A 26,661-nucleotide genomic window follows, 5' to 3' on the forward strand; every position below is an offset into this window, starting at 1 on the left:
CGTACCGGGCGCGTCATCGTCCTCGACCGGTGTTAAGGTTAGCCTCCACTAAGCAGGTTAGCCTGCGCTAAATATGGACGATCGTCCGGACCCCGGACGATACCCGACCACCGTCGGACCCGAGAAGAAGCAGATTGAACAGTGACGCTTGACGACATGCGCGCCGCGGTACGCGACGCACCCGCATCCGACGATTTGATCGTCCCGCTCTCGTCGGCGCAGCGCAGTATCTGGTTCTCCCAGCAACTCGACCCGACCACCCCGATATCGATCGCCCAGTTCGTCGACGTCACCGGCGAGCTGGACCTCGACCTGCTGACCCGGGCCGGACGGCGAGTGGTGCGAGAGTTCGGCGTCACGATGATCCGCCTCGTTCCCGCTGAGCGCCCCGGAGACGCCCCGTCGCAGCGGTGGGACGACGACGCGCCCGACGAGATGAGCCATCTCGACTTCCGCGACCGCCCGGACCCGGAAGCGGCCGCCCGTGCGTGGATGGATGCCGAGTTCCGGGCCCCCGTCGACCTGTTCTCCGACCGACTGATCGAATCGGTGACCCTCCGCGTCGGCGACCGGCGCTACTTCTGGTACATGCGGGTGCATCACATCCTGCTCGACGGCTACGGCGCAGCGGCGCTCACACAGCGCGTCGCGGAGGTGTATTCGGCGTTGGCCGCAGGCGAAGAGGCATCCCCGACACGGGCCGGAACGCTCGCCGACCTCGTCGCCGACGATGAGAAGTACCGGTCCTCCACTCGCTTCGAGCGCGACCGCGCGCATTGGGCGAAACGGCTCGACGACCTGCCCGACCCGATCCGGCTGGCCGACGCCTCCAGCGCCGCGGGCGGGATGTCCCGCGTCGCGGGCGGTGAGGTGGACGCGGCCGCCGCGGCGGCGATCTCCCGGTTCGCCGACGAGCACACGAGCACGGTCGCGGCAGTGGTCGCGGCGGCGGCCGCCGCCTATCTCGCCCAGATGGCCGGCACTGACGACGTGGTACTCAGCCTTCCGGTGTCGGCTCGTACCAACGCACTGCTGCGGCGCTCGGGCGGAATGGTCTCCAACGTGGTGCCGATCCGGGCCACGGTCGACGGCGACACCACCGTCGCCGACCTGGTTCGGGCCGTCACCGCGGAGTTCGGCGGTGCCCTCCGGCATCAGCGGTACCGCTTCGAGGACATGATGCGCGACCGCGCGCAGCAGCAGGACGAGTCCGCGGTCGGCCGCTCGTTCTTCGGACCCGCGATCAACGTGATGATGTTCCGTGACGAGGTGCGGCTGGGCGAGTGTCTCGGCCGCAGCTGGATTCTGAGCACCGGCCCCATCCAGGATCTGGCCTTCACCGTCTACGGCGACGGCGACTACCTTCGGATCGATCTGGAGGGGGCCGCCTCCGCGTATCCGGACACCGTGTTGCAGCGACATCGCCGGAGGTTCCTCCACTTGCTCGACGAGATCGTCGGTGCGGCACCCGACACCGCGGTGGCGTCCCTGCGGGCCCTGTCGGCCGACGAACGGGCGGCGCTGGTGCCCGCGCGCGGCCCGGCGGCGCCGACCGCACGGCTGCTGCCCGACATCCTGACCGCGGCGGCGCGACCCCACGCAGACGAGCCCGCGCTCCGCGCCGCCGGCGTCGAGTGGACCCACCGCGAACTCTGGCGCCGGATCAACCGGCTGGCCCGACTGCTCATCGGACGCGGAGCCGGGCCCGGCGCGGTGGTCGCGGTGCTGGGTACGCGCGGCGCCGACGCCGTCGTCGCCGAGCTCGCGGTGCTCGTCGCCGGCGGGGCGTTCGTCCCGATCGACACCGCCTTGCCCGCGGAGCGGATCGCCTACCTGCTAGACGACAGCGGTGCCGCTCTCGGGATCGCCGGGCCGGGAACGGTGGTACCCACGGCCGCCGGGCGAACCGACTGGGTTCGTCTCGACGATCCACGGGTGCTGGCGAGTCTCGACGCGATGCCCGACGAACCGGTCACCGACGCCGACCGCCCGCGTCCGCTGCGAGTGGACGACGCGGCGTACCTGATCTACACGTCGGGTTCCACCGGCAGGCCGAAGGGCGTGGTGGTGACCCACCTCGGCGGCGCCGCTTTCGTCGCCGAGCAGCGTCGACGCCACGGAGTCCGGCCGGGAGACCGGGTCCTGCAGTTCGCGTCGCTGAGCTTCGACGCGTCGATTCTGGAACTGCTGCTCGCGCTGGCCTCCGGCGCCACTGCGGTGGTGGCGCCCGGTGGGCTCTACGGCGGTCGTGAGCTCGCCGAACTGCTGCGCCGCGAACGGATCTGCCACGCCTTTCTGACTCCCGCGGCGCTCGCCTCGGTGCCCGAGGACGCACTGACCGATCTGCGGACCGTCGTCGTCGGCGGTGAGGCGTGCACCGCGGATCTGGTGGCGCGCTGGGCGCCGGGCCGGTCGATGTTCAACGCGTACGGGCCCACCGAGTCGACCATCATGGCGACCGTCGCCGGCCCGCTCGTGCCGGGCGCGGACGTACCCATCGGCACGCCGATCACCGGTACCCACGCGGTGGTGCTCGACCGCCGTCTGGCGCCGGTGCCGGTCGGAGCGACGGGCGAACTCTACGTCGGGGGCGTCGGGGTCGCCCGCGGCTACCACCGGTCACCGGCGAGAACCGCTCAACGTTTCGTCGCCGATCCGTTCGGTGCCCCGGGCGCGCGCCTGTACCGCACCGGCGATCTGGCGCGCTGGCGCGCCGACGGTGCGCTGGAGTATCGCGGGCGCGCCGATCACCAGATCAAGATCCGCGGTTTCCGCGTTGAACTCGGTGAGATCGAGGCGGCACTCGCGGCGGTGCCCGGGGTGGACGCGGCGGCGGCCGCGCTCGCGACCACGCCCTCCGGCCGCCCGGCCCTCGCCGGCTACTACGCCGGGGCCGCGGACGCCGCAGCCGTGATCGGGCATCTGCGCACGGTACTGCCCGCCCATGCCGTGCCCGCCGCCCTGATGCGTGTCGAGACCATGCCGCTCACGGCCTCGGGCAAGATCGACCGGGCGGCGCTGCCGGTCCCGGAGGTGACCCGAGCCGCTTACCGGGCGCCGCGGACCGCCTCGGAGCAGTCGGTCGCGGAGGCCTTCGCCGACTGCCTCGGCGTCGCCGCTCCCGGCGCGGACGACGACTTCTTCGCGCTCGGCGGCGATTCGCTGTCGGCGACCCGCCTCGCGGCCGACCTCGGAGTCCGCTTCGCCGCACAGGTGCCGGTCCGCTGGATCTTCGAAGCGCCCACCGTGTCGGCGCTCGCGGAGCGACTGGACGATCCCCTGAATCGGCCGGTTCCCGAACTGCGTCCGACGGTCTCCGGTGACGACCGGATCCCGGTCTCGCCGCAGCAGCGGCGCATGTGGGTGGTCAATCAGCTCGACACCGGCTCCGCGGTATTCAACATCCCGCTCACCCTCCGTCTGCGCGGCGCACTGGACGCGGCAGCGCTCGAGTCCGCCTTCGCCGATGTGGTGGAGCGTCACGAACCGCTGCGCACGTACTACCCCGACAGCCCGGCCGGGCCGATCCAGCGGGTGCTCTCCGACCCGCCGCGGCGTGCGCTCTTGCCGGAACCGGTGGACGCCGACCGTCTCGACGAGCGCATCGCGCAGGCGTGCGCGATCGGGTTCGACGTCGCGTCCCGGGTTCCGGTGGAGCCGACGCTGTTGCGCCTGGCCGACGACGACCACGTCCTGGTGTGCGTGGTTCACCACATCGTCCTGGACGGCTCGTCGACGGCTCCGCTCGCCCACGACCTGGGAGTCGCGTACCGAGCGCGCCGCCGCGGTGCGTCGCCCGACTGGCCGCCCCTGCCGGTCACGTACCGCGACTACACCGCGTGGCACCGCGGCCTGATGGGCGAGCCGGGCGACTCGGCGTCGACCGCGGCCCGTCAGCTCGACCACTGGCGCAGCAAGCTGGCAGGAGCGCCGGAACTCCTCGCACTGCCGACCGATCGGCCACGCCCGGCCGTCGCGCGCGGGCGCGGCGCTTCGCTGCGCGCCGAGCTCCCGGCGGCATCGGTGCGGCGCATCAGAGCACTCGCGGCGACCACCGGGACCACCGCCTTCATGGTCAACCACGCCGCGCTCGCGGTGCTGTTGGCGAGACTGTCGGGTACTGACGACATCGTGGTCGGCACGCCGGTGGCCGGTCGCGGACATCGCGACCTCGCGGGCCTGGTGGGCATGTTCGCGGGCACCGTGGCACTGCGTTGCCGCGTGCGTCCCGAGCAGGGCTTCGACCGTTTGCTCGCGCAGGTCCGGGAGACGGATCTAGGCGCCTTCGAGAACGCCGACCTGCCGTTCGACGTCGTCGTCGACGCGCTCGCACCGCGTCGCTCGGCGGCTTACCATCCCGTGTTCCAGGTCGGCTTCTCGTATCAGAACATGGCCGCCACCCGCGTCGACCTCGACGGACTCGACGTCGAGATCGCCGAGCCCGACACGTCCATCGCGAAATCGGATCTGCACCTGACCCTGACCGACGACGCCGCGCCCGGCCGCCCGGGCGCCATCGCGGTGCAGTGGGACTACGACGCGGATCTCTTCGATCACAGCACCGTCGCGCGATGGCATACGTTGTGGATCGCACTGCTCGACGCCGCACTCGACAGCCCGGCCACTCCGGTGGGCGATCTGGCGGTCGAGTCCGTGCCGCAACCGGCGGCCCGGGTCGCCGGGCCGACCGGGGACACCGGGACCACTGGAGACACCGGGAACACCCTCACCGGACTGCTCGACGCGGCCTGCTCGCGGTACGCCGACGAGGTCGCGCTCTGGGCCGACGGCGCCGATTCCGCCACGGCCGTCGACTATCGGACGCTCGCCGAACGTTCGCGGCGGCTGGCGCGGCGGCTCATCGCACTCGGCGTGGGGCCCGGCGACCGCGTGGCGGTCGCCGTCGACCGGTCGTACGAACTGGTCGAAGCCGTCCTGGCCGTCCTGGGTGCGGGGGCGGCGTATGTCCCGATCGACCCGAACGGGCCGTCGCACCGCGTCGAACTGATCCTCGGGTCCGCGTCGCCGTCGGCGATCCTGGTCGCGGGCGCACGGGCCGGAACCGTGCTCTCGAGGTCCGGACTCCCGGTGCTCGACGTCACGGACACCGCCGAGGCGCCCGCCGGTCCGATCCTCGACGCCGAGCGAACCCTCCCGCTGCTGCCGGACCACCCGGCCTACGTGATCTACACCTCCGGATCCACCGGGGTCCCGAAAGGCGTCTCGGTGCCGCACCGGGCGATCGCGGCGCAGCTGAGATGGAAGTCGGCGGCATTCCTCGTCGGGCCCGGCGACACCCTGCTCCTCAAGACCCCCGCCACCTTCGATCTCTCGGTGTGGGAGCTGTTCTGGCCGTTGATCAGTGGGGCACGGCTGGTCCTGGCCGCCGCCGGCGGCCACACCGATCCCCGGTACATCGCCGACCTGATCCGGCGCACCGAGCCGACGGCGGTCCACTTCGTCCCGTCGCTGCTCGAAGCCCATCTCGACGCGCTCGACGACGCACGCGAACCGTTCCACCGGCCCGAGAGCCTGCTCTGCATCGGCGAGGCACTGACCGGTTCCACCGCGCGCCGTGCGCACGAGATGCTCGGTGCGCGGATCGAGAATCTGTACGGGCCCACCGAGGCGGCGGTCGGCATCACCCGGCACACGTGGTCGCCGTCGGACGCCGCGGTCACCGTTCCGATCGGCGGCGCGGTCGACGGGTCCGAGGTGCTGGTACTCGACCGTCGTCTGCACCCGGTACACCCCGGCGTGGTCGGAGAGATCTACCTGCGCGGCATCCAGCTCGCCACGGGCTACGAGGGGCGGGCCGACCTCACCGCGGCCCGATTCGTCGCCGATCCGGCGGGCACCGGCGGCCGGCTCTACCGCACCGGCGATCTCGCGCGGCGGAGCGCCGACGGTGAACTGGAGTACGTCGGCCGCAACGACTTCCAGGTGAAGATCCGCGGACAGCGGATCGAACTGGGGGAGATAGAGCACGCCCTCGTGCTCGACGAGCGAGTGCGCGCGGCGGCCGCGGCGGTCCACGATCAGCGGATCGTCGCGTACGCGGTGCCGGAGTCCTCCGAGCGGCTCGACGTAGCCGCGGTCCTGGCCGGACTCCGCAAGCGGGTTCCGGCGTACCTGGTGCCGACCGCGATCGTGGTGCTCGACGACCTGCCGCGCAACCGCAACGGCAAGCTCGATCGCGGGGCGCTGCCGGAGCCGCCACGCGAGCGCCGCGACTACCGGGCGCCGGAGACGGCGACCGAACACGCGCTGATCGCCCTGCTCGGGGACCTGCTCGGCGAGCCGGCCGCCGACCGCCCGATCGGCGTGACCGACGACTTCTTCGACCTCGGCGGCAACTCGCTGCTCGCAGCCCGGTTGTCGGCTCGCATCGCCGACGATCTGGGAGCGGCGCTCCCCGTCCGGACCGTGTTCGACAGTCCGCGGATCGCCGATCTGGCGCGGGCGGTCGACGCCGCGGTCGCCGTCGATCGCCCGACTCTGACCACGGCTTCCCGACCCGACCCGATTCCGCTCTCGCGCGCACAGCGCCGCATGTGGCTTCTCGACCGGATCGATCCGGGTTCGGCGGCCTACAATCTCCCGTTCGCACTGCGTCTGGAGGGACCGCTCGACCTGGCGGCGCTGCACCGTGCCGTCGCCGCGGTGATCGACCGGCACGAGGCTCTGCGGACGGTGTTCCCGGACCGGGACGGTGTCGGCGTTCAGGAGATTCTGCCGACCGCGACGGCGCTCGCCGGGGCCGGGCTCGACGCCATGGAGGTCGAAACGGTGGCCGCCGACGCGCTCGACCACCGGATCGCCGCGGTCGCCTCCGCCGGATTCGCGCTGGTCGAAGAGATCCCGCTTCGGATGCGACTGTTGCGTGTCGCCGCCGGCGCCGCCGGAGAGCCTGCCGCAGGCGGGCCTCCGGTGCACGTTCTGGTGACCGTGGTCCATCACATCGCCGCGGACGGCTGGTCGCTGCGGGTGCTCGCGGCCGACCTGCTCTCCGCTTACACCGGTCGCCGGCCGGACCCGCTTCCGGTCCAGTACGCCGACTTCGCCCTGTGGCAGGCCGCGATGCTCGGGGACACCGATGGAAACGCCCGCGGCTCCGCGCCCGCCGATCGGCACCCGAGCATCGAGGCGCAGTTCCGTCAGTGGGAACGCATGCTGGCGGATCTGCCGGAACCGCTGCAACTCCCGACCGACCGCTCCCGCCCGGTCCAGCCGACTCGCGCGGGCGCCACTCACGAGCTGGTGCTCGACGCCGGACTCGCCGCAGCCGCGGGCGCGTTCGCGGCGACACGGCGAGCGAGCTTCTTCCACGTCGCCCACGCCGCACTGGCACTGGTGCTGTCGCGGGTGAGCGGTGCCGACGACGTCCTCGTCGGCACCCCGGTGGCCGGCCGGAGCTCCGCCGTTCTCGACGAGGTCGTCGGCATGTTCGTCGAGACCGCAGTGCTGCGGACCCGCATCGACGAGACGCAGCCCGCGCGCGACTTCGTCGACCTGGTCCGCGACGCGGACCTGAGCGCGCTCGCTGCGTCGGAGGTCCCGTTCGACGAGCTCGTCGACGCCTTCGAACCCGACCGCGGCGGCGCTCACCATCCGCTGTTCCAGGTCATGCTCGCCTTCGGCGACCCGGTTCCGGCGCCGATGACGACCGGCGACCTCACCGCCGTCCCCATCGAGATCGAGGTGCCGCTGGCGCGCTTCGACCTGCATGTGACGCTCGACGCGCCGCCGACGGGCGTGGGCGATCATCCGGTGCGCACCCGCTGGACCTACGCGACCGAACTGTTCGACGAGACCACCGTCGCGGCCCTCGCCGGGATGTTCGCACGAGTGCTGAGCGCACTGGTGGCCGAGCCGGACCTGCCGCTGCACCGCGTCGAGATCCTCTCACCGGAGCACCACCCGGCGCCCGCCTCGCCCGCGACAGTCGTACGGACGAACGACGCCACGCTGGCGGACCTGCTCGCGGGCGCGGGCGGCCCCGTCACCGGGCCGCTCCTGGTGGGCGGCACCGCGGCGCTGTCGGCCGGACAGTTCCGCCGCCGCGTCAACCGCACCGCACGGGAGTTGATCGCCGCGGGCGTCGGTCCGGAGCGGACGGTGGCGATCGCCGTCGACCGGTCCGTCGACATGCTGGTCGCGATCCATGCGACGGTCCTCGCCGGTGGCGCCTACCTGCCGATCGACACGGCGCAGCCGCCCGCGCGTGTGGCGGCGATGCTCGACGTCGCCGCGCCGGTCGCGGTGGTCGCCGATCCGGAGTCGGCCGCCAGGCTGCCCGCGGGCTGCCGCATACCGGTGACCGATCCGCGACTGCTGCATCTCGATCGGTCCGACGAGGAGATCACCGACGCGGACCGTAACGGTCGGCTGCGCGCTGCACATCCGGCGTACGTTCTGTTCACCTCGGGATCGACCGGCGAACCGAAGGCCGTCACGATCACGCACGCGGCGATCGTGAACCGGCTCGACTGGATGCAGGTGCGCTACCGGATCTCCGTCGGCGACACGGTCCTCCAGAAGACGCCGACCACGTTCGACGTCTCGGTGTGGGAACTGTTCTGGCCCACCGTCGCCGGGGCGCGAACCGTCCTCGCCGAGCCCGGGCTGCACCGCGAGCCGTCGGCACTGGCCGAGCTGATCGACGCCGAGCGGATCTCGGTGATCCACTTCGTGCCCGCGATGCTCGACGTCTTCCTCGCCTGCGGCACGCGGGCCCGTCTCGACTCGCTGCGGCTCGTGTTCACCAGCGGTGAGGCTCTCGGCAGCGCATCGGCCGCGGCGGTCCTGTCGCGGACCGGAGCCCGACTGCACAACCTGTACGGGCCGACCGAGGCCGCGGTCGACGTGACGGCAGCGCACGTCACGCCGGGCTCGCTGGACGGCCGGCCGGTCTCGATCGGCAACCCCACCGAGGGCAATACCGTGCACGTCCTCGACCGCCGGTTGCGACCGGTGCCGATCGGCGTCACCGGGGAGCTCTATCTCGGCGGCGTCCAGCTCGCCCGCGGCTACCACGGCCGTCCGGCGCTCACCGCCGGACGATTCGTGGCCTCACCGTTCGGTCCGGGCGAGCGGCTCTACCGCACCGGCGACCTCGTGCGCTGGCGGCGCACGGGGGCTGCTGCCGGTGCCGCGGGTGTCGAGCGGCGAGGCGGTGTGGGGCGCCAGAACGTGGAACTGGAGTTCTGCGGTCGCAGCGACTTCCAGATCAAACTGCGCGGACAGCGTGTGGAGCCGGGTGAGATCGAAGCCGCTCTCGCGGCGCATCCCGACGTCTCGGCCGTCGTCGTGGTGCCCTACGACGATCCGCGGTCCGGACCGCAGCTGGTCGCGCACGTGGTCCCCGCCGCGGGCTCCGCAGCCGATGCACGGACGCTTCGGGCACATCTCGCGGATCGGGTGCCCGAGCACATGGTGCCCGCCCACATTCTGACCACCGACGCGCTGCCGCTGTCGGCCAGCGGCAAGGTCGACAGGGCGGCGCTGCCGTTGCCCGCGACCCCCGTCCGCGGAGACCACGCAGTCAGGGAACCCGCCACCGCGACAGAGACGGTGATGCTCGGGATCTTCCGGGAACTGCTGGGCGACGGCGTCGGTGTGGACGACGACTTCTTCGAGCACGGAGGCAACTCGCTCACCGCGACTCGCGTGGTCGCGGCCGTCGGGGAACGGCTCGGCGCGCGGCTGGCGGTGCGTGAGGTCTTCGACCACCGCACCGCCGCCGCCCTCGCCGCACTCGCCGACCAGCGGGACGCTTCGCAGGCGACTGCTGAGGCCGAGCCGGGCGAGCCGGGCGATCCGATGCCGCTGGCCGCGGCGCAGCGGCAGATGTGGTTGCACAACCGCATCGATCCCGACTCCAGCGCCTATCTGATCCTGGCTCCGCTCCGCATCCCGGGCCGGATCGACGTCCCGGCGCTGACCGCCGCGATCGCCGACGTCCTCGACCGGCACGAGGTTCTCCGGACCGTCTACCCGGAGAGCGTCGACGGGCCCCGCCCGCAGGTACTGGCGCCGGGGGAGTACAGCTCGGAGGCACTGGTGACGGTCCTCGGTCCGGGCACCGACGCGGGCTCAGCCGGCGAACCGGCGGTGACCGCGGCATTGGCAGCCGCGATGGACCTGACCGTCGATCTGCCGCTGCGCGTGGTGGTCCGGCCCGACGGCGATCACACGGTGATCGTGCTCGCCGTGCATCATGTGGCCGCCGACGGGTGGTCGATGCGGATCCTCGCCGCCGACACATCCACCGCCTACCGTGCCCGAGTCCTCGGAGGCGCACCGGATTTCGACGTTCCCTCCGTCTCGTACGCCGATCATCTGCGCCATCGCGCCGCACGGAGAGGGTCGGTCGACGATCCGTCCTCCAGCGCCGCCGCGCATCTGAGGTACTGGCGCGACCGGCTCGCCGACGTCGAGGACGCCGCTCGTCCCCGGCCGGACGGAGCGCCCGAGGAGGTGGCGCGGGTGCATCGCGCGGCAGTGGACTCCGCCGCCGGGGAAGCGCTCGCCGCCCTCGCCGAGCGATCCGGCGCCACGCTGTTCAGCGTGTTGCACGCGGCTCTGGCCGTGGCGCTGGCGCGCAGCGCCGGAGGCACCGACGTCATCATCGGCACCCCGCTGTCCGGCCGCGAAGCACCCGGGGTCGCTGAGACCGTCGGCATGTTCGTCACCACCGTTCCGCTGCGCACGACCGTCGAGCCGGAGAGTTCGGTCCGCGACATCATTGAGCAGTCGCAGCAGACCGTGCTCGGCGCCCTCGACCACGGTGACCTGGACATCGAGGAGATAGTCGACCTACTCGACCTCCCACGCTACCGCGACAGCCATCCGCTGATCCATGCGACTCTCACCGTCGACGGAACGCATCCGGCCGCCCACGGCGAGGGCGCAGCGCTCGCCACGAACATGCTCCACGTCGACGTGCCCGTCGCGCGATTCGACATCGAGTTCACGGCGACTCCCGACGCATCGGGCGGTCTGCAGCTGGCCGTGGTTCATCGGGGAGAGGCGTACCGGGCCAGGACTGCTGCGACCCTGCTGAATCGCTGGGAACGCGTCATCCTGGCGATGGCCGGTGAGCAGGTCGAAGCCACCGAAGGCGCGCTGGGAGCCATCGACCTCACCACACCGGCGGAACGGGCGGCGCTGACCGAGATCACCCGCGGCGGACCGGCTCCGGCCGACCGCTACCTCGGCGACGTGCTGACAACCCCGGGCCAGCGGATGATCACCGTCGACGCCGACGGTCGGCTCCGACAGCACGAACCCGAGCAGATCGCCGCGCATACCAACCGTCTCGCCCGTCTGTTGATCGCCCGCGGGGCCGGGCCGGAGACGGCGGTGGCGCTGTGCCTGTCGCGCTCCTATCTATCGGTGATCGCCACCCGCGCGGTGGCCGCGACCGGCGCGGCATTCGTCCCGGTGGATCCGCGTCATCCCGCCGACCGGGTCGCGTTCATGCTCGAGGACTCGACTGCCGCGCTGATCGTGACCACGGTGGCCGACCGCGACCTGACCGCGGCAGGCGTTGCCGCGCTGGGCGGTGCACTCGTACTCGACGATCCCGCGATCGAGGCCGAACTCGCCCGATACGACGTCTCACCTCTCGGGCGTCACGAACTGCGCGCCGCGCCCCACCCGGACCAGACCGCGTACCTGATCTACACCTCCGGAACCTCCGGACGGCCGAAAGCCGTCGCCGTCACGCACCGGGGCATCGCATCGTTCGTGGCCGAGCAGCGCCGCTACGGTGTCGAGAAGCATTCGCGCGTCTTGCATTTCGCGTCGCCGAGCTTCGACGCCTCGGTCCTGGAACTGCTGCTCGCGGCCGATGCCGGGGCGACGGCGGTCGTCGTTCCCCGGTCGGTCTACGGTGCCGACGACCTCTCGTCGATCCTTCGCGAAGCGGCCGTGACTCACGCCTTCCTGACTCCGGCGGTTCTCGACACGATCGACGAGGAACTGCCCGAGCTGACCACCGTGATCGTCGGCGGCGACGCGTGCTCGACGGCTACCGCCGACCGCTGGATCGGTCGCGGCACGCGGTTCTTCAACGCCTACGGCCCCACGGAGACCACGGTGATGGCCACGCTCGCCGGGCCGATCCGGGCTACACGCGACGGACTTCCCATCGGCGAAGCCGTCACCGGCTCCACCGTCCGCGTACTGGGCGCCGACCTGCGGCCCGTGCTGCCCGGCGCCGCGGGCGAAGCCTACGTGAGCGGACCGGGACTCGCTCGCGGCTATCACGGCCGCCCGGGCCTCACCGCCGTCACCTTCGTCGCCGATCCCGACGGGCCGCCGGGGTCGCGGCGCTACCGGACCGGCGATCTGGTGGCGGCCGCATCCGTCGGCGAGGAGCAGTGGCAGTTGCGGCATCTCGGCCGGCTCGACGCGCAGCTCAAGATCCGCGGACACCGCGTTGAACTGGGCGAGGTCGAGTCCGCGCTCCACGGCTGCCCCGAGGTTCGCGCCGCGGTCGCTGCCGGCAGGCCGGGCCCCGACGGTCGAACCACTCTGGTCGCATACGTCGTGCCGGCCGACGGTGCCGATGTCGCCGACGCACTGCGAGACCGCCTGCGCGCCACCCTGCCGTCGTACGCGGTGCCCACCGCATTCGTCGAACTCGCCGAACTGCCGCTGACCCCGTCGGGAAAGGTCGACCACCGCCGACTGCCCGAGCCGGAGTTCGCGTCCACCGGTCCGGTGGCCGTGGCCGGAACCTCCGAAGTGATGGTGGCGGAAGCCTTCGCACAGGCGTTGGGCCGGACCGAACTCGGACGCGACGGGCACTTCTTCGACCTCGGCGGCAACTCGCTGATGGCCGCCCAGACCGTCGCACTGCTGCGGGCACGCACGGGCAGGGAACTGGCTGTAGCCGACCTCTTCGACGCGCCCACCGTCGCCGGTCTCGCCGCCCGGCTCGACGCCGGTTCTCCCGTCTCCGGTCCCGGCCCGGGCGATCTCGAACGGCCCGAGCACATTCCGCTCGCCCCGGCACAGCAGGGCATGTGGTTCCTCAACCGATTCGACCCCGACGCGCGCACCGAGAACATCCCGCTGGTGCTGCGGATGACCGGTGACCTGAACGTGCCGGCGTTCCTGGGCGCGGTCGACGCGCTTGTGCGCAGGCACGAGGTACTGCGCACCGCGTATCCCGACTCCCCGGACGGACCCCGCCAGCTGATTCGGCCGGGTCACGACCACGGGCTCGAGGTGGAACTTCGGGCGGTGCCGGAGACCCGGATCGACGAGGCCGTGCGGTCGGTGACCGGCCGTGGATTCGACGTGACCGCCCGCCCGCCCGTCCGCGCGGCGCTGCTGTCCGCGGAGGAGGGGACCGGCCGGCACACGTTCGTTCTCGTCCTGCACCACATCAGCGCCGATGGACTGTCGGTGGCGACACTGGCCGGCGAGCTGGCGGCCGAATACCGGACCCGGCTCACCGGCGATTCGGACACGGGACAGGACAACGCTGTGGATTGCACGGCGGGTTGCGCGCCGACGCCACTGCAGTTCGCGGACTTCGCCGTCTGGCAGCACTCCTGGCTCAACGAACCCGACGGGACGGCCGCCGCGGCGCTCGCGAGTTGGCACGAGCGGCTGCGCGGTGCACCCCCGGTGATCGACCTGCCCACCGACCGGCCCCGCCCGGTGCGGCCGAGCGGACGCGGGGCGCGCGTGGAGTTCGCCGTCGAGCCGGCCCTGCACGCACGGATGGTCGACTTCGCAGCGCGCAACCGCGCGACGGTGTTCATGGTGGCGCACACCGCACTCGCCGTCCTGCTCGGCCGGCTGGGGAACAACCGCGACGTCGTCATCGGCACGCCGAGCGCCGGCCGGGTGCACGCCCGGCTGCAGGGAGCCGTGGGCATGTTCGTCAACATGCTCGCACTCCGCACCGACATTCACGGGGCGGCCACCGGCGCCACGGCCCTCGCGATCAGTCGAGAGGCCGCGCTCCACGCCTTCGCGAACGCCGGAGTCCCGTTCGATACCGTGGTCGCCGGGCTCGACCTCACCCGATCCGTCGCTCACCATCCGGTGTTCCAGGTGGCGCTCTCGTACCAGAACATCGGTGGTCTGTCGGTGGAACTGCCCGGACTGGACGTGACCGTGGTCGACGACAGTCCCGACGTCGCGGAGTTCGATCTTCACCTCACCCTGGCCGAACGCGGCGAACCCGGCCTGACCGGCCAACTGGTCTTCGCCACCGACCTGTTCGACGAAGCCACCGCCGCCGAGTTCGCCGCGCGGTACGTACGGATCCTGGCCGGATTGCTCGACGACCCCGACCTCCCGGTGGGCGACCTGCCCGTGCTCGGCGACGATGAGCCCGATGCGGGCTCGGCGGCACCGCCGGACCACCCGTGCCCCGGCTCGCAGACCCGCGGTCTCGTGGACGGATTCGTGCGGTGCGCCGAGCAGCACCCGGACGCGGTCGCGGTGGTCGACGGTACCGAACAGGTCACCTACGGCGAACTGTCGGAGCGTGTCGGGCTCCTCGCTGCCGCACTGCGCGACCACGGTATCGGGGGCGGTGTCGGGAGCGAGGAGCGTGTCGCGATCACCGCGCCGCGGGGCCTGCATCAACTGGTCGCCATGTACGCGGTCGTCGCATGCGGCGCCGCCTACGTCCCAGTGGATCCGTCGGCGCCGCAGCGCGCGTCCATGATCCTCGAGGTCGCCGACCCGGTACTGGTGCTGGGTGTGGGGCCGTCGCCGGCCGGCGACCGCGCGTATCTGGATCTCGCCGACCTCGCCGACCTCGCCGGTGTCGCCGACCTCGCCGATGTCGCGTGCGGTGACGCGGCGTCCGCGTGGCGGGCGGCGGATCGTCCCGATCGGGCGCCTCATCCCGAATCGGCGGCATACGTCCTGTTCACGTCGGGGTCGTCGGGCACCCCGAAGGGAGTGAGCGTGCCGCACGCGGCCGTGAGCACCCAGCTGGCGTGGATGCAGGAGCGCTATCGACTGGGACCCGGCGACACCGTCCTGTTGCGGACCGCGGCCGGTTTCGATCTGTCGGTGTGGGAGTACTGGTGGGCCCTGCAGGCGGGTGCGCGCATCGTGATCGCCGAGCCCGGCAGTGAGCGTGACGGGACCGCGCTGCGCAGGCAGATCGCTCAGCACCGAGTCAGCGTCCTCCCGACTGTGCCCTCGTCCCTGTCCATGATCCTCGACGCGGGCGAGCTGCCCGGCTCGGTGCGCACGGTGCTGTGCATCGGCGAGGAATTGCCGCCCGAACTCGTGGCCCGGCTGCGCGGCTCCGGCAGCACCGCCGACGTGCACAACCTCTACGGGCCGACGGAATTCGCCGTCAGTGCCACCGGGCACGAGGTCGCCCCCGGAACCGAGAACGAGTGCGTGCGGATCCCGATCGGAGTAGAACAGCCGACGGTCCGCGCGCGAGTGCTCGACGCGCGTCTGCATCCGGTGCCGGTCGGAGTGGTCGGCGAACTGTACCTGGCCGGACCGCAACTCGCGCGCGGTTATCACGCCGACCCGGCGCGTACCGCCGCGTCGTTCGTCGCCGACCCGGCCGGCGGTGGCCGCATGTACCGGACCGGTGATCTCGTGCGTCGAACGCGCGGCGGACTGCTCGAATACGTGGGTCGCGCCGACTTCCAACTCCAGATCCGCGGCTTCCGAGTCGAACCCGGCGAGATCGAGGCCGTGCTGCGTCGATGCCCCGGCGTCGGTGACGCCGCTGTCACCGCGGTCGACGGTCCCGGCGGCGCGCGGCTGGTCGCCTTCGTCACCGGCGATGCGGACACCGAGGACCTGACCGGCGCGCTGGCGGACCGGCTTCCCGCCTACCTGCGACCCGACGTGCACCGGCTCGAAGCGTTGCCGTACAACGCCAACGGAAAGGTCGATCGCGCACGGCTTCCTCGCCCCGAACGACGTCGGCGCGACCACCGGCCTGCCGAGTCCGAGGTCGAACGCGCCGTCGCCGAGGTGGTCTCGGAGGTGACCGGGGCGCCGGTAGTCGGCATGTCGGACGACTTCTTCGAGCTCGGCGGCAACTCGCTGACGGCGACACGTGCCGCGGCCCGGCTGGCGGCGCTCTTGGGCCGCTCGGTGCCCGTGCGGACCGTCTTCGACGCGGCCGACCTCGGAGATCTGGCGGCGCGCATCGAGCGTGCGGCGCCGACAGAGACTCCCGAACTGGTTCGGATCGACGACGACGGGCCGATCCCGCTCGCTCCGGCGCAGCGCCGGATATGGGAGGCGGTCCGAGCCGGGCAGGGCGCCGACTGGAATGTACCGATCGCCCTGCGCTTCACCGGCGAGCTCGACCGCACGGCGCTGCACGCCGCACTTCGCGATGTCTTCGACACGCACGAGGCACTGCGCACGCGCTACCGGTCGGCGGAATCGGGTGAGGACGACGGACTGCTGCCCGTGGCGGAGGTCCTCGGCATGTCGGAGGTGGACGCCGCGCTTCGCGACGGGCTGGTACCCGTCGAGGTGGACGCAGGCCGGCTCGCCGACGCGGTCTCCGCAGCCGCCTGGGAGCCACTCCACCTCGACCGGATCCCGCTGCGCGCCAGACTGTTCACGAGCGCAGCCGACAGCGGGAACAACACTGCGGTGCTGCTCCTGGTGCTTCATCACCTCAACTTCGACGGCCGGTCCATGCCGCTGCTGGCGCGCGACGTGCTGACCGCGTTCACCGCGCGTGCGACCGGCATCGTCCCCGAACTGACTTCACCGCCGGTGCGGTACCGGGACTACGCGCGCTGGCGATCCGGCATCGTCGGCGCACCCGATGCGCGGACCGAGCACTTCCGGCGTTCGCTCGACTACTGGACGAGCAGGTTCGGGGAGAACGCGCTACCCGGGCCGCAGCTGCTGACCGACCGGCCCAGACCACAGGTGTGGGACTCCCGCGGCGACTCCGTCGGGATCAGCGTCGAACCCGAGTTGCACCGAGAGCTCGATCGTCTCGCCCGCAGTCGAGGCGGTGGCTTGTTCCCCGTGCTGCAGGCGGCATTTGCGCTGGTCCTGTCCACACGGATCGATTCGTCAGCCGGAGCCGACCGCGCGGTCCATCTGGCGACGGCCAACGCGAATCGAGTCCATGCGGCCGTCGACGGCGTGATCGGGAACTTCGCCGACGATGTTCCGATGCGGATCGACGCGTCCGATGATCGCCGGGTGGCCGACATGATCGCTGACGTGCACGGGCAACTCGTCGACGGATTCGCGCACGCGGACGTCACGGTGCCCGATTTGCTCGACCACCTCGGTGTGACCCGGGGCCCGGGCGGGGCCACCGGTCATCCGGTGTTCCCGGCGACGCTCATCCTCCAGCAGGCCGAAGTCTCGGATACTGCCTTGTCGGAACTCGATCTGGGCACGGTGACCGTGGCGCAGGAACCGATCGCGGCAGTCGTGGCCAAGCACGAACTCGAGGTCACGCTGCTCGAACTGCGCGAAGACGGCCGGCCGGCCGGGCTGCGCGGCACTCTGCTGTACCCGGTTGCGCTCCTGGACGCCGCGACCGCCGCCGCCGTCGTCGACGACCTGTTGTCGGTGCTGCGATCGATGGCGGCAGCCGACGACGGCCTGACAGCCGGACGGATACGAGCACAGATCGCGTCATCGAACCGGAAGGAGACGTCATGAGTGCCGCTATCGGCGCCTCCGTCGTCATCGCGTGCTACCGCGGGCTGCCCGACCTCGAGGTCCAGCTGCAGGCCCTTGCCGCCCAGGACTTCACGGAACCGTTCGAGGTGATCCTGAGTGACAACGAGGGCTCGGCCGACCTGGAACGGTTCGCACTGAACCACCCACTGCGTGGACGGCTCGACCTGCGCTGGGTCGACGCCTCCGGGACTGCGGGCACGTCCCACGCACGCAATGTGGGGACCCGAGCTGCTCGGTATCCGTTGATCGCGTACTGCGACCAGGACGACGCCGTCCATCCCACCTGGCTGCGTGCAATCGTCCAGGCCCTCGGTTCCGCGGACATCGTCGGCGGACCGTTGGAGCGCGAGACGCTCAACGACCCGGTGGTCGCAGCATGGCGCGCCTTGCCGGATCCGGCCGAACCCGTTGTGCTGGGGCGCTTTCTGCCGATGACGTTCGGGTGCAACCTCGGCGTCCGTCGCACAGTGTTCGACGCGGTCGGCGGATGGGACGAGAGCTATCCGACGGCCGGCAGTGACGTCGAGTTCTGCTGGCGCGTGCAGACGCGCGGCTACGAGTTCGGCTATGCGCGTGACGCTTTGGTCGCCTACCGGTACCGCACCGGAATGCGCGAATCGTGGGACCAGGTGATCGACTACGGCCGCGAGGAGGCCCGGGTGGCCCGAGACTACGGGGCTCCGGGCCGGCAGTGGTGGTGGCCGCTTCTGCACGCCGGCGTGGTGGTGGGGATGTGTCCGGTCTGGCCGTGGGCGTGGTCTCGGAGTCGACGGGGCGAGTGGGTATGGATCACCGGGAACCTCGTCGGCAGGATCGCCGGCAGTGTGAAGTACCGGACGCTCTACCTCTGAGGCATCGCCTGAGGAGCATGTCGATGACTCGACGCCAATCCGCGGCATAGCAAACCTGCGGCTCCGGTTTCGTCACTGTGACTCATGCGGATTCGATGCCCGACTGTCTGGTCGACCGGCCTCATCGTCGCGACGAGCGAGGACCGCGGGCCGCTGACCAGCCGATTTGACCTCAAGGGCGCCGATTGCGTAACTTATTGCGAGTCAGAGCGGCCCGGCCGCGATGACGTCCCCTTACTCTGATCGCCGCGATTTCGGTCGCGGTGTTCTTGTGCGGGGTCGGCCGAATCGGGTCTGAAAGCTTCGACTATTCGGTGAGTCCTGTGAGGGATCACTGATTGGTGGGTGTCTGGAGGATTGTGTTAGGCTGGTGAGGTTGCTCCGGAGACGGGGTGGCTGACAGTTAATTGCAGATGTCTGCTGGTGTTCGGCCCTTGTTTGTGGGGGTTGGTTCTGGTGGGTGTGTGTTCTTTGAGAACTCGATAGTGTGTTTTGGATTTCTTGTGCCACTGTTTTTTGTTTTGTGGCGTGGGAGATTTTTGGACAGATTGTGCTTGCCGGCCCTTTTGGGGGGGTTGGTGAGTGTTTTGGATGAATTTTTTACCATGTCAGTTTTTTGGATTTGGTCAGGTTCTGTTTTCTGGCTTTGTGTTGAAATCTTGTGGTTTCTGCATTTTTTGTTGGAGAGTTTGATCCTGGCTCAGGACGAACGCTGGCGGCGTGCTTAACACATGCAAGTCGAACGGAAAGGCCCAGCTTGCTGGGTACTCGAGTGGCGAACGGGTGAGTAACACGTGGGTGATCTGCCCTGGACTCTGGGATAAGCCTGGGAAACTGGGTCTAATACCGGATAGGACCACTGATTGCATGGTTGGTGGTGGAAAGCTTTTGCGGTTCAGGATGGGCCCGCGGCCTATCAGCTTGTTGGTGGGGTAATGGCCTACCAAGGCGACGACGGGTAGCCGACCTGAGAGGGTGATCGGCCACACTGGGACTGAGACACGGCCCAGACTCCTACGGGAGGCAGCAGTGGGGAATATTGCACAATGGGCGCAAGCCTGATGCAGCGACGCCGCGTGAGGGATGACGGCCTTCGGGTTGTAAACCTCTTTCGCTAGGGACGAAGCGTAAGTGACGGTACCTGGAGAAGAAGCACCGGCCAACTACGTGCCAGCAGCCGCGGTAATACGTAGGGTGCGAGCGTTGTCCGGAATTACTGGGCGTAAAGAGCTCGTAGGCGGTTTGTCGCGTCGTCTGTGAAATTCTGCAACTCAATTGCAGGCGTGCAGGCGATACGGGCAGACTTGAGTACTACAGGGGAGACTGGAATTCCTGGTGTAGCGGTGAAATGCGCAGATATCAGGAGGAACACCGGTGGCGAAGGCGGGTCTCTGGGTAGTAACTGACGCTGAGGAGCGAAAGCGTGGGGAGCGAACAGGATTAGATACCCTGGTAGTCCACGCCGTAAACGGTGGGTACTAGGTGTGGGGCTCATTTCACGAGTTCCGTGCCGTAGCTAACGCATTAAGTACCCCGCCTGGGGAGTACGGCCGCAAGGCTAAAACTCAAAGGAATTGACGGGGGCCCGCACAAGCGGCGGAGCATGTGGATTAATTCGATGCAACGCGAAGAACCTTACCTGGGTTTGACATACACCAGAAAGCCGTAGAGATACGGCCCCCCTTGTGGTTGGTGTACAGGTGGTGCATGGCTGTCGTCAGCTCGTGTCGTGAGATGTTGGGTTAAGTCCCGCAACGAGCGCAACCCTTGTCCTGTATTGCCAGCGGGTTATGCCGGGGACTTGCAGGAGACTGCCGGGGTCAACTCGGAGGAAGGTGGGGATGACGTCAAGTCATCATGCCCCTTATGTCCAGGGCTTCACACATGCTACAATGGCGCGTACAGAGGGCTGCGAGACCGTGAGGTGGAGCGAATCCCTTAAAGCGCGTCTCAGTTCGGATTGGGGTCTGCAACTCGACCCCATGAAGTCGGAGTCGCTAGTAATCGCAGATCAGCAACGCTGCGGTGAATACGTTCCCGGGCCTTGTACACACCGCCCGTCACGTCATGAAAGTCGGTAACACCCGAAGCCGGTGGCCTAACCCTTGTGGAGGGAGCTGTCGAAGGTGGGATCGGCGATTGGGACGAAGTCGTAACAAGGTAGCCGTACCGGAAGGTGCGGCTGGATCACCTCCTTTCTAAGGAGCAAACAACACGTCGATGCTGGTGCCGAATGTGTATCGGGTCGGTGTTTGTTCATGGGTGAAACACAAGAAACCATCATTTGTTTGTCGGTGGCCTGCGAGATGCGGGCGGGCCGGCGGGTGGTCGACCGTGAGTGATTGCGGTTGTGGACGAAGCACACTATCGGGGTTCTGAGGGAACACGCGTTCTGCGCGGGTTGTCTTGGTGCTCACTGTTTTCCGCCCCGGAGTTTGTGGGGTGTTGGGGGTGGTGGGTGTGTGTTGTTTGAGAAGTGCATAGTGGATGCGAGCATCTAGCCCGGCGAGTTCCTTGGTGTTCTTGTTGGGTTTGTGTGTTCTGCAATTTCGATTCTGGTTTGTGCGATCGCGTGTTGTGATCGTTGTTTTTGTTTGTTGTCCGCATTCGCGCCTCGCGTGGTTGTCTTCTGCTTGTGGTGGGGGATGGTGTGTGGGGTGTGTTTGTGGGTGTTGTTGTAAGTGTTTGAGGGCGTTCGGTGGATGCCTTGGTACCAGGAGCCGATGAAGGACGTGGTAGGCCGCGATAGTCCTCGGGGAGTTGTCAAACGAGCTGTGATCCGAGGGTGTCCGAATGGGGAAACCCAGCACCAGTGATGTGGTGTTACCCACTCGTGAATGTATAGCGGGTGTGGAGGGAACGTGGGGAAGTGAAACATCTCAGTACCCACAGGAAGAGAAAACAAGTGTGATTCCGTGAGTAGTGGCGAGCGAAAGCGGAGGAGGCTAAACCATGCGTATGTGATACTCGGCAGGGGTTGTGCGTGTGGGGTTGTGGGGTGATCGTTCATCGTGCTGCCGTGCGGTGGGTCAGTGATAAATCGACATGTTAGGTGAAGTGGCCTGGAATGGTCTGCCGTAGTGGGTGAGAGTCCCGTAGCTGAAAGCGTGTTGACTGGCTTCGATTGTTCCCAAGTAGCAGCGGGCTCGTGGAATCTGCTGTGAATCTGCCGGGACCACCCGGTAAGCCTAAATACTTTCTGGTGACCGATAGCGGACTAGTACCGTGAGGGAAAGGTGAAAAGTACCCCGGGAGGGGAGTGAAATAGTACCTGAAACCGGACGCTTACAATCCGTCAGAGCCTGCGCACCTTTCGGGGTGGTGGGTGATGGCGTGCCTTTTGAAGAATGAGCCTGCGAGTTAGTGCTCAGTGGCGAGGTTAACCCGTGTGGGGTAGCCGTAGCGAAAGCGAGTCTGAATAGGGCGTGTTGAGTCGCTGGGTCTAGACCCGAAGCGGAGTGATCTACCCATGGCCAGGGTGAAGCAGCTGTAAGAGGTTGTGGAGGCCCGAACCCACTTCAGTTGAAAATGGAGGGGATGAGTTGTGGGTAGGGGTGAAAGGCCAATCAAACTCCGTGATAGCTGGTTCTCCCCGAAATGCATTTAGGTGCAGCGTTGCGTGTTTCTTACTGGAGGTAGAGCTACTGGATGGCCGATGGGCCCTATCAGGTTACTGACGTCAGCCAAACTCCGAATGCCGGTAAGTGAGAGCGTGGCAGTGAGACTGCGGGGGATAAGCTTCGTAGTCGAGAGGGAAACAGCCCAGATCGCCGGCTAAGGCCCCTAAGCGTGTACTAAGTGGAAAAGGATGTGGGGTCGCTGAGACAACCAGGAGGTTGGCTTAGAAGCAGCCACCCTTGAAAGAGTGCGTAATAGCTCACTGGTCAAGTGATTCTGCGCCGACAATTTAGCGGGGCTCAAGTACACCGCCGAAGCCGCGGCACTCACACATTTCATCCATGCCTGCCTGCGGGTGGGTGTGTAGTGGTGTGGGTGGGTAGGGGAGCGTCCTGCATCCGTGGAAGCAGCGGAGTGATCCAGTTGTGGAGGGTGTGGGAGTGAGAATGCAGGCATGAGTAGCGAAAGACAAGTGAGAAACTTGTCCGCCGGATGACCAAGGGTTCCTGGGCCAGGTTAATCCGCCCAGGGTGAGTCGGGACCTAAGGCGAGGCCGACAGGCGTAGTCGATGGACAACGGGTTGATATTCCCGTACCCGTGTATCCGCGCCCAGTGATGAATCATCTGTACTAACCATCCAAAAGCTGTCGTTGATTTCTTCGGATTTCTCTGATGGTGGCTGCGTGGGACCTTGGGTGTAGTAGTCAAGCGATGGGGTGACGCAGGAAGGTAGCCGGGCCAACTGGTGGAATAGTTGGTGTAAGCCTGTAGGGTGAGACATAGGCAAATCCGTGTCTTATTGAGCCTGAGAGGTGATGCGTAGCCGTTGTGGTGAATTCGGTGATCCTATGCTGTCGAGAAAAGCCTCTAGTGAGTTGGTACACGGCCCGTACCCCAAACCGACACAGGTGGTCAGGTAGAGAATACTAAGGCGATCGAGTGAACTGTGGTTAAGGAACTCGGCAAATTGCCCCCGTAACTTCGGGAGAAGGGGGACCACGACCGGTGATCACTTTTTCGGTGTGAGCTGGTGGTGGTCGCAGAGACCAGAGAGAAGCGACTGTTTACTAAAAACACAGGTCCGTGCGAAGTCGTAAGACGATGTATACGGACTGACGCCTGCCCGGTGCTGGAAGGTTAAGAGGACCGGTTAATCATCTTTCGGGGTGGTGAAGCTGAGAATTTAAGCCCCAGTAAACGGCGGTGGTAACTATAACCATCCTAAGGTAGCGAAATTCCTTGTCGGGTAAGTTCCGACCTGCACGAATGGCGTAACGACTTCTCTGCTGTCTCAACCACAGGCTCGGCGAAATTGCAGTACGAGTAAAGATGCTCGTTACGCGCGGCAGGACGAAAAGACCCCGGGACCTTCACTATAGCTTGGTATTGGTGTTCGGTGCGGTTTGTGTAGGATAGGTGGGAGACTGTGAAGCCGGCACGCTAGTGTGGGTGGAGTCGTTGTTGAAATACCACTCTGATCGTATTGGGCTTCTAACCTCGGACCCTGATCGGGTTCAGGGACAGTGCCTGGTGGGTAGTTTAACTGGGGCGGTTGCCTCCTAAAGTGTAACGGAGGCGCCCAAAGGTTCCCTCAGCCTGGATGGCAATCAGGTGTTGAGTGTAAGTGCACAAGGGAGCTTGACTGTGAGACGTACATGTCGAGCAGGGACGAAAGTCGGGACTAGTGATCCGGCACCGGCATGTGGAAGCGGTGTCGCTCAACGGATAAAAGGTACCCCGGGGATAACAGGCTGATCTTCCCCAAGAGTCCATATCGACGGGATGGTTTGGCACCTCGATGTCGGCTCGTCGCATCCTGGGGCTGGAGTAGGTCCCAAGGGTTGGGCTGTTCGCCCATTAAAGCGGCACGCGAGCTGGGTTTAGAACGTCGTGAGACAGTTCGGTCTCTATCCGCCGCGCGCGTGTAGAAACTTGAGGAAACCTGTCCCTAGTACGAGAGGACCGGGACGGACGAACCTCTGGTGTGCCAGTTGTTCCGCCAGGAGCACTGCTGGTTAGCTACGTTCGGAAGGGATAACCGCTGAAAGCATCTAAGCGGGAAGCCTGTTCCAAGATGAGGTTTCTCACCCACCTTCGGGTGGGGTAAGGCCCCCTACAGATGATGGGGTTGATAGGCCGGAACTGTACGCACAGTAATGTGTTCAGGTGACCGGTACTAATCGGCCGAGGACTTACCAACAACACTCACCAACAATTCTTTTCGGATTCAACGAATCACGACGGATGGGTTGTGTGAGTCGGTTTCGGTGATTGTTACACGCACACAGAATGTTTGCTCGTTCATCCACTATGTACTTCTGAAACAACACACAAACCACAACTCTGGTGAGGGATTGTGGTGTGGATGGTTTCATATTGTTACGGCGGCTATAGCGGTGGGGAAACGCCCGGTCCCATTCCGAACCCGGAAGCTAAGCCCACCTGCGCCGATGGTACTGCACTGTAATGGGTGTGGGAGAGTAGGACACCGCCGAACACAACTTGTTGAGCCCCGATCAGACACCGTCTGATCGGGGCTCAACCCATTTCCCGGGACGTGCCCCCCGGCGAGTGTTGTCTGGGGTACGGCGCGCCTGACGGACCGCGAACGCGCACTCTTCAGGCTGGCTTCAGGCTGGTTGAGCGAGCGGAGCGAGTCGAAACCACCACACGACGGGCAGAGTGGTCTCGATACGGCGTGCTCGCTACGCTCACCCGCCTACTCGACAAACTTCGAGGGACCGTCTTTTCCAGGCTGGTTGAGCGCGCACCCCCTTCAGGCTTGTTGAGCGAGCGAAGCGAGTCGAAACCACCACACGACGGGCAGAGTCGTGTCGATACGGCGTGCTCGCTGCGCTCGCCCGCCTACTCGACAAACTTCGAGGGACCGTCTTCCCGCAGGCTGGTTGAGCGCGCACCCCCTTAGGCTGGTTGAGCGAGCGAAGCGAGTCGAAACCACCACACGGTGGGAGCAGAGCGGTCTCGATACGACGTGCTCGCTGCGCTCGCCCGCCTACTCGACAAACTTCGAGGGACCGTCTTCCCGCAGGCTGGTTGAGCGCGCACCTCTCTTAGGCTGGTTGAGCGAGACGCTTCTATGTTTGTCAAGCGGCGGTGGTGACTGCTCCGGGCTGGTTCAGGATCCGGTAGATGCGTCGGGCGAGGTAGCGTTTGAGGATGCGTCGGATCGCGCGGGGGCTCTTACCTTGTGTGATGCGGGCCGCGATGAATTCTTTGGTCTGTTGATCGCATCGACTGTTGGTGAGGACGATTGCGTGCAGTGCGCGGTTCAGCTGTCGGTCGCCACCTCGGTTGAGGCGTCGGTACTGTCGTTGTCCGGAGGATATTTCGATCGGGCTGACTCCGGCCAATGCCGCCCACGCGGCCTCTGACTTCACCCGTCCGCGGTAGGCCCACGCATTCAAGATCAGCCCGGCACTGATCGGTCCGACTCCGGGTAGTTCCAATAGCACCGGTGCGTGAGCGGCGACCAGTTCGCGCACGGCGGCCAGGTTCTGCGCGAGCTGGACGTGCAGTGCGACGATGCGCTGAGCTAACGTAATCACCTCGGCACGGGCGAACTGCTTTGCCCGGCTATCGCTTGGACGCTCGCGCCATCGGGCGATCTGCTTGACGATGGTCAGTGTGGGTTTGCCTCGCGCATCGATACCCAGGTCGTGCTCGCGCAGCAATGCCACCATGGCGTTGAACTGACGGGTCTTCTCCCGCGTCATCCGGTCCCGGGCCGGCAGCAGCGTCTTCAGGCATTCATGAAGGTCACCGGTGCGTGCATCGGCGAGGCCGTCGCTGGGGCGAGCGAGCATCGTCACCGCCGCCTTGTGTGCGTCGATCGCGTCGGTCTTCGAACCTCCTCGCTCCCGACGAGGCGAGGGCGCATCGACCACCCGGTACCCGGCCCGCAACAGTTCCCGCGTCAGACGGGTGCCGTACGAACTGCTGCCTTCGACGCTGATCAGCGTCTCGCGGATGCGAGTACCGGTACGACGCTCGATCCAGGCGATCGCCCGCCGCAACCCCGCCGACGAGGTCGGGAACGTGGCCTGATCGACGGTCCTGGCCGTGGCCGCCTCCACCAGGCAATACGAGTGCGTGGCGGCGTGAGTGTCGACTCCAACGACGAATCTGTAAACATCTGCAACGATTGACACTGCGGACTTCCTCCTCATCAACGGAACAGGATGGGTTCGCTGAACCGGTGGCCGCTTCTGAGGAGACCACCGCGTGGCGTCACTGTGATCGGTCACGACGCCTCCCCAGGGGGCGTACCTGGCGAGGCGTCGGACAGGCTTCTGATCAAGCCAACGCGGCGGACAGGGCGGTCACCGGTTCGCCATCGATGAACGGACACGTCTTGCTGAAGGCACCCACAACGAGGCCAGCGGAGCGATGAGTCACGAACACAACGACGAACCCATAACCACCCTGCCAGTCAGCCCCAGGCCAACCACCCCAAACACTCACAGCGGAGCGAGTCGAAACCACCACACGCGG

3 protein-coding genes and 3 rRNA genes are annotated in these 26,661 nt (G+C 67.4%); 5 read left to right on the forward strand and 1 reads right to left on the reverse strand.

The features are described from left to right. The first annotated feature begins 141 nt into the window (after positions 1-141). The 5 genes from P5P27_RS03690 to rrf all read left to right on the forward strand — a co-directional run bounded on the left by P5P27_RS03690 (position 142) and on the right by rrf (position 24,646). Positions 142-17,658, forward strand: a complete 17,517-nt coding sequence (locus P5P27_RS03690; RefSeq protein WP_278126431.1) for a non-ribosomal peptide synthetase — start codon at positions 142-144, stop codon at positions 17,656-17,658. Then, on the forward strand, positions 17,655-18,530 hold the full coding sequence (locus P5P27_RS03695) for a glycosyltransferase family 2 protein (RefSeq protein ID WP_278126434.1): 876 nt from the start codon (positions 17,655-17,657) through the stop codon (positions 18,528-18,530). Before P5P27_RS03690 ends, P5P27_RS03695 begins: the two co-directional genes overlap by 4 nt. 677 nt (positions 18,531-19,207) lie before the next feature. Beyond that, positions 19,208-20,728, forward strand: a 16S ribosomal RNA gene (locus P5P27_RS03700). Between the two features lie 477 nt (positions 20,729-21,205). Further along, positions 21,206-24,349: ribosomal RNA gene (locus tag P5P27_RS03705) — 23S ribosomal RNA — on the forward strand. A gap of 180 nt (positions 24,350-24,529) precedes the next feature. Further along, a 5S ribosomal RNA gene (gene rrf / locus P5P27_RS03710) occupies positions 24,530-24,646 on the forward strand. Together the 16S, 23S and 5S rRNA genes form the textbook arrangement of a ribosomal RNA operon. A gap of 607 nt (positions 24,647-25,253) precedes the next feature. On the opposite strand, the gene P5P27_RS03715 is transcribed toward rrf, so the two are convergent. Beyond that, positions 25,254-26,318 (reverse strand): IS110 family RNA-guided transposase, encoded by a 1,065-nt coding sequence (locus P5P27_RS03715; protein WP_006898368.1) that lies wholly within the window; start codon positions 26,316-26,318, stop codon positions 25,254-25,256. Positions 26,319-26,661 lie beyond the last annotated feature (343 nt).

This window comes from Gordonia sihwensis (assembly GCF_029632925.1).
Lineage (GTDB): Bacteria > Actinomycetota > Actinomycetes > Mycobacteriales > Mycobacteriaceae > Gordonia > Gordonia sihwensis.

What these genes read in the sequence shown, in the direction of transcription:
- P5P27_RS03695 (WP_278126434.1), top strand. Translation starts at nt 17,655, where the DNA reads ATGAGTGCCGCTATCGGCGCCTCCGTCGTCATCGCGTGCTACCGCGGG.